12 protein-coding genes and 1 pseudogene are annotated in these 12714 nt (G+C 53.5%); 8 read left to right on the top strand and 5 right to left on the bottom strand.

Annotated features, from left to right (window positions below; all coding sequences use genetic code 11):
* Positions 1-8: 8 nt before the first annotated feature.
* A complete protein-coding gene (locus K1V27_RS18530) occupies positions 9-1511 on the bottom strand; it encodes an ISKra4 family transposase (RefSeq protein ID WP_258931546.1) in 1503 nt (500 codons plus the stop codon).
* Between the two features lie 126 nt (positions 1512-1637).
* Between K1V27_RS18530 and K1V27_RS18535 the strand changes: the two are divergent.
* Positions 1638-1958, top strand: a pseudogene (locus K1V27_RS18535) (ASKHA domain-containing protein); the annotation flags it as partial.
* 170 nt (positions 1959-2128) lie between these two features.
* Here K1V27_RS18535 and K1V27_RS18540 read toward each other — a convergent pair.
* From K1V27_RS18540 to K1V27_RS18550, 3 genes are all read right to left on the bottom strand, one after another.
* A complete protein-coding gene (locus tag K1V27_RS18540; RefSeq protein ID WP_258931547.1) occupies positions 2129-2959 on the bottom strand; it encodes an IS4 family transposase in 831 nt (276 codons plus the stop codon).
* Positions 2960-3012: 53 nt separating this feature from the next.
* Positions 3013-4209, bottom strand: a complete 1197-nt coding sequence (locus K1V27_RS18545; protein ID WP_258931548.1) for an ISKra4 family transposase — start codon at positions 4207-4209, stop codon at positions 3013-3015.
* 217 nt (positions 4210-4426) lie between these two features.
* A complete protein-coding gene (locus tag K1V27_RS18550; RefSeq protein ID WP_258927476.1) occupies positions 4427-4996 on the bottom strand; it encodes a tetratricopeptide repeat protein in 570 nt (189 codons plus the stop codon).
* A 26-nt stretch (positions 4997-5022) separates the two neighbouring features.
* Here K1V27_RS18550 and K1V27_RS18555 point away from each other — a divergent pair, with 26 nt between their 5' ends.
* Genes K1V27_RS18555 through K1V27_RS18570 form a run of 4 tightly spaced genes read left to right on the top strand, consistent with a single transcriptional unit; the run spans position 5023 to position 8394 of the window.
* A complete protein-coding gene (locus K1V27_RS18555) occupies positions 5023-5703 on the top strand; it encodes a DUF6431 domain-containing protein (RefSeq protein ID WP_258927475.1) in 681 nt (226 codons plus the stop codon).
* Positions 5704-5741: 38 nt separating this feature from the next.
* Positions 5742-7298, top strand: coding sequence for a helix-turn-helix domain-containing protein (locus K1V27_RS18560; protein WP_258927474.1), 1557 nt, complete (start codon positions 5742-5744; stop codon positions 7296-7298).
* Positions 7299-7303: 5 nt separating this feature from the next.
* On the top strand, positions 7304-8095 hold the full coding sequence (locus K1V27_RS18565; RefSeq protein ID WP_258927473.1) for an ExeA family protein: 792 nt from the start codon (positions 7304-7306) through the stop codon (positions 8093-8095).
* Positions 8096-8106: 11 nt separating this feature from the next.
* Entirely contained in the window at positions 8107-8394 is a 288-nt protein-coding gene (locus tag K1V27_RS18570) for a CHC2 zinc finger domain-containing protein (protein WP_258927472.1), read from the top strand.
* A gap of 462 nt (positions 8395-8856) precedes the next feature.
* On the opposite strand, the gene K1V27_RS22960 is transcribed toward K1V27_RS18570, so the two are convergent.
* Positions 8857-9300: a DUF4372 domain-containing protein gene (locus K1V27_RS22960; protein ID WP_353740619.1), complete on the bottom strand. Its 444-nt coding sequence runs from the start codon at positions 9298-9300 to the stop codon at positions 8857-8859.
* A gap of 540 nt (positions 9301-9840) precedes the next feature.
* Between K1V27_RS22960 and K1V27_RS18580 the strand changes: the two genes are divergently transcribed.
* From K1V27_RS18580 to arsA, 3 genes are all read left to right on the top strand, one after another.
* On the top strand, positions 9841-10125 hold the full coding sequence (locus K1V27_RS18580) for an ArsR/SmtB family transcription factor (protein ID WP_258931550.1): 285 nt from the start codon (positions 9841-9843) through the stop codon (positions 10123-10125).
* A gap of 188 nt (positions 10126-10313) precedes the next feature.
* On the top strand, positions 10314-10697 hold the full coding sequence (gene arsD, locus K1V27_RS18585) for an arsenite efflux transporter metallochaperone ArsD (protein ID WP_258931551.1): 384 nt from the start codon (positions 10314-10316) through the stop codon (positions 10695-10697).
* Positions 10698-10714: 17 nt separating this feature from the next.
* Positions 10715-12493 (top strand): arsenical pump-driving ATPase, encoded by a 1779-nt coding sequence (arsA, locus tag K1V27_RS18590; RefSeq protein ID WP_258931552.1) that lies wholly within the window; start codon positions 10715-10717, stop codon positions 12491-12493.
* Positions 12494-12714: the final 221 nt, after the last annotated feature.

Here is a 12714-nt window from a genome sequence, read left to right on the forward strand (position 1 = left end):
GGCCACAGTCACCCGCATGCAGCGAGGCTGGTGTCCGAACCATAATTGCGTGCTTTCTCCCGGGCCTTGTGGAAGGCCCAATACTCTTCAAAGTCACCGCTTGATCGCAACGAACGGAGCCTCAGCACTGCTTCGGCACTTTTCAATCTCCAACGAGCTCCGGTCAGATCCATCCGATCCTTGATCAAATGCCTGCAGGCCCCTTCAATGACACCCGTGGCAATCGGAAGCCCCTCCAAGAGATACTCTTCATAGTGCAGGATCGGAGTATATTTGCTCAGGTAAGCGGCACATTTATCGATTGGCTTTCGTTGCTTTTGGCTGAGTTGTTCACGGGTAGCTTTGCGACGCATCGCGACCGCAACTTTGCGGGCTTCTCCCTTGAGAATCTTCAGGGCCTGCTGCGCCACCCAATCTAAAGCCTCCTGGCTACCCGGGCTAAAGAAAGCATGCGCTGCCTTCCAAACGTATTCCAGTACATGGATAAAGTCCAGGATCAGCGTCGCATCGGGGCGGTGGCACTCGATAAAATTGAGGATCTTGTCTAATTGTTCTTCCGCCCCGTCGACCAGTATAGCCCAAGGACGACTGCGATCGGGATCTCGCCGCAAGGCCTCTTCAAACATTGCTCCGATCACTTCCTCTTGGCCCCGCTCAACGCTGGCCCAAACACGCTTGTCTGTGGCTTTCGGCTGACGTGGCTTTTCGGCATCCGGACAAAGACCCATGATTTGCTCTGCAGTGCGCAGATGCGGCTTAACGCTGTAAACAGTGGCTACTGTTGCCATGCGCTTGCGGTTACGTTTCTCACCGGGCTGAAGGCGGGCGCCGGTTTCCTGTTTTGCCTGCTCGGCAGCCTTGCGTGTCGCCGCCCGCAGGTCTTCCTTTCTCATCACGATTCCCTTGCCGTCTGTACTCATCACCAGGATATCCGATGTTTGTTCAGCTCCCTCAGTTTTTCGGCCCGAGTAAAATGTCTCGAAATCCCGAGCTGCGGCAACTGCGATCTCCTGCATCTGGCGCTTCGGAATTTTACCGCCCGTGGTTTTCTTAACGTCGGCTACTGCTTCATCAAAGGAATGCCGAGCGATCTGTTCAACTGCTCGATACCTTAGCCCATGTGAGTATTTGTCCGGGGCAAGGTTAAGCTCTGCATCCAGTGGAAATTTGCTCTCAATCCCGGGGGCACCGTAACCTTTGCGTCTAACCTTTACGTCGCCGAAGATTGTCGCCAGGGTGCGTTCACAATTTTCACGACAATCAGCCAAATGGGTGCCGTCTGGCGCAGTCAACTGCTTTCTACGCGGCTCCCGCAAAGCACGTAGATCCAGATGAGCCTGTATCAAGCGCCGCAGTAATTCGTTTCCCATTCGGCAAATCAGGTCTTCTATCCGGCCATGCTCCATAGCTGCCGTGCTTTCATCGCAAAGCGCACTGATCAGTGATTCAAACTGCTGACAAGGCAAATCGAATACTCCGAATAAGTCATCAAGATGACCGGTTTGAATCATATGAGGTCTCCTTTGGGTTATGGGTTGGCGGGATACCATCCCATAATGGAGACAAAATGTCCAGTCCCTTGATATCAATCCAAATTATGATCAGCTACTGCCTTTCAAGCTGTCGTTCTAAAAGAGCCGCACCCAATGGAATTCTATGATGTGGAAAGATTATTGATTGCCGGAAACTTCGGAAGACACCTGGATATTGAGAGGGCAATAAAGATCGGGCTATTACCGGATATAGAAAGGGGTAAGATAGCGTTTATCGGCAACAGCTCAATTGATGGCGCCACAAAAGCACTTTTATCTATAGAAGATATGGAGAATATCCGACAAATAGCAGGATCTGTTACTACCTTTGAGCTGACAATGGAACCAAGTTATTATGATATTTATACCTCAGCACTGTTTTTGCCCCATACAGATATGAGATTATTCCCCTCCGCACAATTCTGAGGGTAAAATATGGAGATGGATGATATAGCAGATTCCACTGCTGTCCGGTTAACTATTAAGCAAAATCAGCCACTTACTAAGGTGGCGTAGCTCTATAGTGTAACTTCAGTATTAGAATTTAAATACCTGCTTGATATACATTATATCTTGAGGGTTCGGAAGAAAATTACTTAAACACCAAACAAAGTCAACTGCTTATAGGTTTCTTCCTGTTTTTGCTTAAAAGTTCTAGCATTCGGTCTAAAGATTGAAATAAGCGGTTTTTGCTCGAATAGGTTAACCTCCAAAAAGTGTAATAATTGGGAGAGACTTTGCTCCAGGTGGTAGCGTTCTTTCAAGATGGCGAGTAAGAGGTATACGGTCATGGCGATCCAGATCTGAGTCTTTACGGCATTTGGGGAAGTGCCATAAAACGCCTTCACCCGTAGGTTTTGCTTGATCCATTTGAAGAACAGTTCGATTTCCCATCTGGCCTTGTACAAGGCGGCAATGGTCTCAGCCGGCAGAGAAAAATTATTTGTCAAAAAGACCAGAGTTCGCTCTTGTGTTTGATCGCGGAAGCTGATCCGCCTCAGCCGGATCGGGTAGAGTCCCTGTAAGCGTTTACTGGCCAACAAAATTTCTTGGTCACAACGCAAACCAAGGGACTTATCGACAGGACGTGAAATGACGCGGGTCCACTTTATTGTTCTTTTCAATCTGGTGACGAAGAAGGCATCCGTTCGATGAATAGACCACAGCCAGGCGAAGTCAACGTATCCTCGATCGACTACGTAAATGCCGTCAGGTTCAATGGGGATCAGCGGTGCTGCTTTGACATCGTGGACTTTTCCATCTGTGATCGTCAAAAATGCTGGAATATTGCCCCGCAAGTCGAGCATGGCGTCCAGCTTGATCGCTCCCTTGGTTTTGCGGAACTTTGCCCAAGGAAACAAGGATAGCGTTAAATCAATGACGGAGGCGTCCAACGCATAAACGGCATTATCAACGTCGATTGCCAATTCGGTGTTGGGTGCAGATCTTTTGAAACGACATTTAGGGTAACTCTCTGAGTTCAGCAAGCGGTCGCATAACGACGGGCGTAATTACGTTGAAGTTCTTGTTCCCGATGAAATTTCCAGTAGGCATCAAAATCGCCACTGGAGCGAAGAGATCGAATTCGTATTATGGCTTCGGCACTCTTCATGCGCCAGCGAGCCCCGGTGCGATCCAGCCGATCTTTTATCAGATGACGGCAGGCGCCCTCAATCACTCCCGATGCAATGGGGAGTCCATCGGAGAGGAAGGAGTCGTATTCAAGCATGGGACTATACTTATCCAAATAGTCTGCGCACTTGTTCACGGGCCGTCGTTTGTTTTGGCTCAGTTGTCTACGCGTGGCACTACGTCGCAGGTCAACAGCCACACTCTGGGCGGCTCCATGCAAAACCTGCAAAGCTTTCTCTTTTACCCATTCTTCAGCCTGGTTACTGCCAACGGGGTGGAAGCAATGGGCCGCTTTCCACAGGTATTCCAAAACATGGATGAGATCCAAAACCAGAGTGATCTTGACCTGGTAGGTTTCGGCTATGTCAAGTATGTCAAGGAGTTGCTGCTCGCCTCCATCCACCACGACCACCCAGTGACGGCTCTGCATAGGATCTCTTTTCAATGCCTCTTCAAAGACAGCTCTTATCACACCCCGGCTATCGTGTTCGATACTGGCCCATACCCGCTTGCTTCGGGCTCTCACGGGAGCAAGCTTATTCTCTTTCGGTCCCATGATCTGTTCGGGTGTGCGTTTTTGAGCTTGCAGGCTGTAGACGGCTGCCACAGTGGCCATGCGCTTGCGGTTGAGCTTTTCACCCGGCGCCAGACGCGCTCCATGGGAACCCTTTTGCTGCTCAGCGGCCTTGCGTGTAGCGGGCCGAAGGTCTTCTTGACGCATCACGATCCCCTTACCATCCACGGTGATGACCAGCAGATCCGATGTTTTCTCCGGCTCCCCTGGAAGCTTGTAGAAGGCATCGAAATCTTGCGACATCTTGACCGTCTGTTGGATGGTCTGGCGCTTGGGAACTTTCCCACCCGTCGTCCTCCGGATGCTCTCTACACCTTCATCAAAGGAAGAGTCCGCCACCTGTTGAGCCACCAGGCGGCACAGCTCCGAAGAGTACTTGTCTTGCGGAAGGTTGAGCTCCGCATCCAGGGGAAACAAGGTTTTGGTTCCCTTGGTCCTACGTCCCACAATATTTGATTTGAACAGTCCCAAGTAATCTGATCCCGCCTATCCCGCTATACCTCGCCATGCTTTTGCACTTTACCCTGCCTACCCCGCGCGCCGGGCGCTAACCGGTCCCAAGACCACGCCGGATAACGGCTGGGCATCAGCGGGGGCGCCGAAGCACCTCCGGAATGTCAACATTACTGGTTGTCGCAGCGCCACGAGCCTCGCCGACCACCTGCAGGCCATGGCTCGGCTGCAAGATCTATTCTGCTGATGACGATGCAGACTCCAGTTCAGAGGCTTTCTTCAGAGCCCATTCAATGGCTTCGTTGTCAAATCCTGGCCTTGAGCGCATAAAAGCGGCCGCCTTTCGGTAGTACTCAGCGGCCATCCTATTCTGCCCCTTGGCTTCATAGACCGTTGCCAGTCTGTCGAGCCCGTCAACATCGTCCGGATATTGCTCCAATAGCTTGTGACACTGAGCTTCCGCTTCGTCCAGTTTCCCGGCTTGGATGAGATCAATGACACTATTCGATAGGTTGTCCAACTCCTCCATTTGGGCATGGATCTGTTTGAAGACATCTGAAGGAGCCTGCGGCGGCCGTGTCGCTGAGACCTGTTCGCGCAACAAACAGCATTTTTTGTACTTCTTTCCACTTCCACAAGGGCAGGGCGCATTGCGGGATATCTTACTCATGGGTAACGCAACTCCTTTGTTGAAAAACCGTTGCCAAACATAGCATCTGGCGCGTCGGGCGCCGGCGGTTTTGCGCTTGCGGGCGGCGCCAGGTTGGAGTAAACGAACGGCTTTTTCGGAAACCTCTTCGATCATGACTATTCGCTCAAGTGGGAGACGCCATGTTTGCTCCATTTACCCGCTCAGATATTAGAAAATACAGCTTGAATGTGCTGCGAAACAAGATCCGCTGCGGTTTGCCCTCCTGCCCCGTCTGCAATACTCAACCGTATTTGTTCAGGCGGCATCAGGCACGCCCCCGCAAATTCCGCATTCTATGCGACGCATTGGTCCAGGTGGTAAAATGCCTTGTCATTCGGTGGAAATGCCCCGGCTGCCATAAGACCTTCACCGAACAGCCTCCTTTCGCGCTTCCCTTCAAGCGTTACACCAGCGACGCGATACTTCATCGCTCGGCAAGCTATCTGGAAGATGAGACGTCGACCTATCGGAAGACAGTCCTGGAAGAAGGCTCGGAGATCTTCCATGCCTCGACGGACGAAGGAAATACGCCGGTCGATAAAGTCCTCTCCCACACAACCCCTTACCGCTGGATCGACACTCTTGGCCGCTTCAAAGAAATCCCGCGCCGCGCTCTGGACCTCATCTTACAGAAGGATCCGGCGACAAAAGTCTACCGGGATCTCGCCGCGCTAACGATCTCCCCCAATAAGTTCGTGAAAACCGCTCGGGAAGAAACCCTCAAACGCTCTCGCCGGCTCGTCCACCTGGAGGCGGTATTCCGAGTTGTTTTTGGTGCTTCAATTTTCCCCTTCTTTGCAACAGGCTGCGCCTGGCAATGATTTATGCTCGCCTCCAACCATAAAACAAAGGAGGCGTTATGAAGCAAAAAGATGAAAAATGGGCCCTGTTCTGGTGCGATCTCCTTCGCCCCGTTCTCTTCGACGAGGTGGAGCCGGAATCGATCCAGGATTTTCTCAAAGAGATCTCTCAAAAGGAGATGGTCTTTCCCGGCGGACGTACCGGCAAGCCCTCCCTTTCCACCCTCAGGCGAAAGCTGAAGCGCTATCGAACCGGAGGATTCGATGCTCTCGCAAGAAAAGACCGCCATGACCGCGGCCATGCCAGGGCCGCACCCGCAGAAATCATTGCAACCGCCATCGAGCTTAAATGCGAGCAGCCCAAGCGCTCCCCTGCCACCATCAACCGATTCCTAAAGGACCTCTATGGCGTTACGCTCTCCCGCTCTACTTTGTATCGCCATCTTAAAGGTGCGGGCGCAACCCGCCTCAAGCTCGGCGTTGTCAAAAACAAGGTGAGAAAACGTTGGACCAGAGACCATACCCATGATCTCTGGGTTGGGGACTTCGAGGAAGGCCCCTATGTTGTTTTCGGCCGGGAGGTCCTGCCCACCTATCTTTCCGCTTTCATCGACTGCCACAGCAGGTATATCGTCGAGGCCCGCTACTACCTGCGCCAAAGCCTCGATATCCTCATCGACTCGCTGCTGCGCGCCCTGGCCAAGCATGGCGCCCCCGGCGAACTCTACCTCGATAACGCCAAGGTCTATCACGCAATCGGCCTCAAGGCTGCCTGCTACCGGCTCCACATCCGGCTTCGCCACCGGCCGGCCGGGGACCCTTCCCCGGGAGGACTCATTGAGCGCTTCTTTGAGACCGCCCAAGACCGGTTTGAATCCGAGGTGCGGGCACAAGATGCCATAAGCCTCGATGATCTCAACCGAGCTCTCAGCGCATGGATCTCGGTGGATTATCATAGCTCCATTCATTCCGAGACCGGCGAGACTCCCAAGGACCGCTATCATACCGGACTTTCCGTCATCCGCCACGTGGAAATGGACCAGGTGCTCGCTTCCTTCCTTAGAAAGGTCACTCGGGTCGTCCACAAGGATTTTTCCGACATTAGCCTCGATAAGCGGCTCTACCGGGTCGATCCAGCTTTAAGGGGAGACAAGGTCTGGGTCCACTACGATCCCTTCTCGTCTTCAGATAGCGTGAAGATCTTTTCCCTGAAAGGCGAATACCAGGGATCGGGCGTGCTCCATCACCGCGAGGCCGAGCAACCGCCCCTTCCCGCACAAGCTCGGGGAAAACCCAAGCATAACCTCATCGATCTCCTCGTTCGCGAGCACCGGGAGCAGCTCGCCGCAAACACTCGCGGCATCGATTACCGCAAGGTCGTCTCCGTGCGGCCGTGGCCGTTTCATGCCTTTGTCAAAGCCTTTGCCCGGCTGCTCGGAAAAGAAGTGGGCATCTCCGCCTTCACGGCACAGGAGCTCGAAACGCTCAAAAAACTCTACAATCAAAACGTTCAGCTCACAGAATCCGTGCTCACGCAGGCCTTTGCCCGAGTGCCTAACAAGTCGTTCCCCCACCTCGTCGGTGAGCTCAAACAAATCCTACAGCAAAAGGAGTAACCACCATGTTCCTCGATCATTTCAAAATGAACAGCCATCCCTTCCAGGAACGCCCTCCCGTGGAATGGATCCTCAACGACCACCGCATCTCCCAGTCCCTGGCCAGACTCGACTACTTTGCCCGGCAAGGGACCCTGGCCCTCCTCATCGGACCAACCGGTGCCGGAAAATCCACACTCTTAAGGCTCTTCATCCATAACCTCTCTAAAAACCGCTACCGCCCCGTTTATCTCCACTTCACCGGAATCCCGTCATCCAGCCTGCTTCGCCTAATCGTGACTCAGTTGGGAGAAGCCCCCCGGCGAGGCAAGGATCATCTCTTTTTACAAATTCTCGATCGCACCGCAAAAGAAGATCTCTCAACGGTGCTTATCATCGACGAAGCCCACCTTATAGATCCGCAAGCTTTGACCGATCTGCGCCTCCTGGTTAGCTCAGCCCTCGATACCGATACTCCCGTAAAGATCGTCCTCAGCGGTCAGGAGCCCCTCGCCAAGCTCCTTGCCCGTGCCTCTCTTAGCGATCTTGTCAACCGAATCACCGTCCGATGTCACCTCGGCGCCTTAACCTCGGACCAGACCACCTCCTATATCGACTCCAGGATGCGTTTCGCGGGGAGCAACGAGAAGGTCTTCGAGCCCGAAGCCAAATCCCTCATCCATGACTATGCCAGCGGCATCCCAAGGCAGATTAATAACATCGCTACCGCCTGCCTCCTCAATGCCGCCGCCCAAAATCTCAACAAGATCAACGAAGCCCTGGTCACCGACACCATGGCCGAATTCCGCCTTCCCTAGGAGAAGACATCATGACAAAGCTCTATTCCAAGCAAAAACTCCGGATACTGCGTAATCAGATCCCCATCTCCCGGCTCATCTCTGATTTTCTGCGCATCCCCTGCAAAGTATCAGACGGGTATTTTCGCTTTCTATGCCCCCTGTGCTCTGAGTTTCAAACCGCCACCAACCCCAAAACCAACCTGGCCCGGTGCTTCCGGTGCCAGAAAAACTTCAATCCCATCGACATGGTCATGGCCGTCAAATGCTGCAACTTCCGTGAGGCTGTTGAAATGATCGACGGCTTACAAGACTGCTAAAATACTCACGTCTTCCCTCACAAGCTCCCACCAACTTGTGGGGGAGGACATCTTCATCTAAACTGGGACTCTCAGAGTCAAATATTGTGAGACTTAGCACCTTGGCGCTGTAGCCTTTTCTTCTAACCACCACCTGTCCAAACTCAGTCATAAGGTTTCTCTCACAGTTCTCACGACACCTAGTGCGCACAGTCCCATCGGCCCCCTGAAACGATTCCATCCGTTGCTCGCCATTGCACCGTTCGTTCAAATGGCCTTGAAGCAGGAGTCGCATCACTTCCGTTCCCTGTTTCTTAATCAGAATCTCCACCTGATCATGTTCCATTTGAGCCGTCGCATCGCTGCGCAGTTGATCGATCATAGCCTGAAACTGGTGGCAGACCGAACGAAATCCTTCATTCAGATTCTTTATATCACGCACTTGGTTCATCAGGGCGTCTCCTTAGGTTGTAGGTTGGCAACCTACAATGCCCTAAGGCAGAGCAAATGTCCAGTGCTTTGACATTGTTGAGAAAAATAATGTGCGACAACTCCTTTGCGGTTTCGTTTCAAAAGATCTGCACCCGAAGTGTTTGCATATTCTCGGCGGGCACGCTGCATCATAGATTTGGCAAATTCCTCGTAAATCCGATAGTCACGCCGTTCATTGGCATCTGCCAGAGTAGACTTTGGACATTGCTGGAGGCCGATGTGGTAGAGCTTGCTGGAATGTGCGTTGAGCGCAACATCGATATCGCGCAGGCTGCTTTCCTGCCGGATATGAGCGAAGATCATGCAGGCCAACTGGTTCCAGCACTTGAAATGCCTGCTGCGATAATCCCCGTTGAATTTGTTCACAATACGTTGGAATTCGTATCGAGGTAGGAGACGTAAGAATTGACCAAGAACATATGGATGACGCGGCATAGGATGGCCATGGTTGGTTCCAGATCATCGTCAGTATGCTGTCCGGTAAAAATGTAACGCCCGGCAGAGAAAACATATCAGAATTCCAGATTTTTTGGGAAGGTTGAAATTTAATCTAAAAAAGGAAATATCCTGATTATCTTTTTAAGTACAAAGGCTTATTGTGGTCACGAAAAAGTTAACCGGACAGCAGTGAGCAGATTCAAACTCAGTGGTGCCCCGTCAGAGTCAGGTGTTTAATCGGAAGAATCTTTTTTAACCGCCTCTGCCACTTCTCTTTCTCCTTATTGCACATCGCCTATGCCTGCCATTTGCATGGCGTCATCTCTGTTTCTATTGTAGCAACAAGGTCGCAAAAGGCAAAGGATGCTCTGTCTACTGAAGTCATTCGCGTGGCTGATCAGCGCTCTGGCGCAGTCTTGCTTGTTTTTGTGGAAGTAAAATTGTACCTGCCGTCCGCGATGAGCTTTAAAAAAACCGCTTGACGCAAACACGACGGATGACTATTTTTCGATAAGTGGCGAATTATAGGAGATGACGATGCGCGACTTTATGGCCATAACCAAAGCCCTGGCAGATCAAAACCGAGTGACCATTTTGCTCGCCCTGCAAAGCTGCGAACTGTGCGTCTGTCAGATTACTGAGCTGCTGAGGGTGGCACCTTCTACGGTTTCCAAACACCTGTCTATCCTCAGGCAGGCGCGCCTTGTGGAGGATCGCAAGGACGGGCGTTGGGTCTACTACCGGTTGGCCGGGGAAGCTGCTCCTCCGGAGGTGCGGGAGGCGCTGGCATGGGTTTGTCGTTGTCTTGCCGACACTCACTGAGTGCAGGAGAACAAAAAACGGTTGGAGGTGGTTCTTGCAGCCGATGCGGACACGAACAAACTCTGTAGAGCGTAGGAAGGCCATTGAGGGGGAACAAAGGCATTTTCTTGGTGCATACACCTCCAAGCTTTGGAGTGTATTAGTGCCTCGATATTTTAGTGAATATAGAGTGCAGAAAGGAGCCTATCATGTTCAAATTGGAAATATTCGATCCTGCTATGTGCTGTTCGACGGGGGTATGCGGCCCCGTGGTCGACCCCGTACTGCCACGCTTCAGCGCCGACCTGGAATGGCTGAAGAGCGGGGGCGTGGTGGTGGAGCGGTTTAATCTCGCTCAACAACCGCAAGCTTTTGCTGCGAACGAAACGGTCAAGCAGGCAATGAAAGAAGATGGAATGGAGTGTCTTCCGCTCATCCTGCTGGACGGGCGCATCGTGAGCCGAGGGGCTTATCCCGGCCGGCAAGAACTGGCTGAGCTGCTTGGTTTGCCTGCACCGCGGGAGCCTAACCCGGTGCTGCTTCCGATGGCGGACCTTGAGTCCGCGTGTGACCCGTCTTCCAATTGCTGCTGAGTTGAAAGGAAAGTAAAATGAAAATTATCGATAACGCATCCCGATATTTATTTTTCACCGGTAAAGGGGGAGTGGGTAAGACCTCGCTCTCCTGTGCCACGGCGATTGCTCTGGCCGATTCCGGCAAACGTGTGCTGCTGGTGAGCACCGACCCGGCCTCGAACCTTGACGAAGTGCTGGGAGCTCGGCTTTCATCGACCCCCACCCCCATCGGCTCTGCACAGGGTTTGTGGGCCGTTAACATCGATCCCGAAGCGGTTGCCGGTGATTACCGAGAGCGGATGGTGGCCCCTTACCGTGGCGTGTTGCCCGATGCCGCCGTTGCCAGCATGGAGGAGCAGCTTTCCGGGGCCTGCACCGTGGAGATCGCCGCTTTTGATGAGTTTTCGAAACTGCTCGGCGACCCGGCCGCCACCGCCGAATTTGACCATGTGGTTTTCGACACCGCCCCCACCGGCCACACTCTTCGCCTGCTGCAGCTTCCTGCCGCCTGGAGCGGTTTTCTGGAATCCAATACCGGCGGAACGTCCTGTCTTGGACCTCTCTCCGGGCTGCAGCAGCAGCAAGCGCTCTATGCAGCCACACTGCAGACGCTGACCGATGGCGCCAAAACCACCCTGGTACTGGTGACCCGCCCTGAACAATCGGCGCTGGCAGAGGCCGACCGGACCAGCGCGGAGCTTTCGGCTTTGGGGGTCGCCAATCAACATCTTATTTTGAACGGCGTTTTCCAGGCTCGAGATGCACAAGATGCCATTGCACGAGCGATTGAGGCGCGCGGCCAAGAGGCGCTCGAGCATTTTCCGCCCGGCCTGGCGGGTCTCCCGTGCAGCCAGGTGCCGCTGCTTCCTTTCGGTCTCATCGGGGTGGACGCCCTGCGGGCCATACTGCATCCGGAATCCGCCCTGGCCCGAATTTCCACCGATGGATTAACGGCATCCACCAATGGAAACGGCTTGCAACCGCTCTCCTCACTGGTTGCCGAGATGGCCCGTCCGGGCCGTGGGGTTTTGATGGCAATGGGCAAAGGTGGTGTGGGGAAAACCTCCATTGCATCAGCCATTGCCGTCGAGCTTGCGCTGCAGGGATACGGCGTGCACCTGACCACCACGGATCCGGCCGCCCATCTCGACATGTCGCTGACCAACAGCGTGCCCGGCTTGAAAGTCAGCAGGATCGACCCGGTTGCGGAAACGCTCGCTTACAGGCAGGAAGTGATGGCGAGTGCGGGGAAGGACTTGGATGCGGAAGGGCTGAGGCTGCTTGAGGAAGATTTGCGCTCACCCTGCACCGAGGAGATCGCCGTATTCCAGGCCTTCGCGCGCAGCGTCGCGGAAGGAGAGGACGGATTCGTGGTGCTCGATACCGCCCCCACCGGCCATACGCTTTTGCTGCTGGACGCCACCGAGGCATACCATCGCCAAGTGTTGCGAACCAGGAGCGATTTGCCCGATGCGGTGAGACATGTTCTGCCCCGGTTGCGCGATCCCGAGCTCACAAAGATTTTGCTGGTCACCTTGCCCGAGGCGACCCCGGTTCACGAGGCTGCGCTGCTGCAAAAAGACCTGGATCGAGCAGGCATCAGCCCGTTCGGATGGGTCATCAACCAAAGCCTCACGCCTCTGCAGGTGACTGACCCGGTGCTTTGGGCCAAACGCGAGAGCGAGTCTTCCTATATCCACGAAGTGGTGGAACAACACGCGGCGCGTGCGGCCCTGCTGCCCTGGACGAAACAGGCACCGAGTCTGCTTGAGTGGCTGCGCATGCTGATGAACGGTGCGCAATCTAAGCGATGATGCGACTATCAATTGCCGTACACTCGATGCATGCATTGAAGTATGGCGCTTGAGATTTTTTGAATCGCGTTCTCACCTCCATTGTCTGCTGGAGGTGGGAATCCGCATTCGGTGCGCGAAACAATCGATCAATTCTACACCTCAGGGTGTCCCACAGGAGCATATCCCAGAAGGATTCTACCGAGGTTTTTTGATCCTTTAATCACTTTGTTTTATCTTTA

The sequence above is a fragment of the Desulfoferrobacter suflitae genome, from assembly GCF_022603395.1.
GTDB lineage: Bacteria > Desulfobacterota > Syntrophobacteria > Syntrophobacterales > Syntrophobacteraceae > Desulfoferrobacter > Desulfoferrobacter suflitae.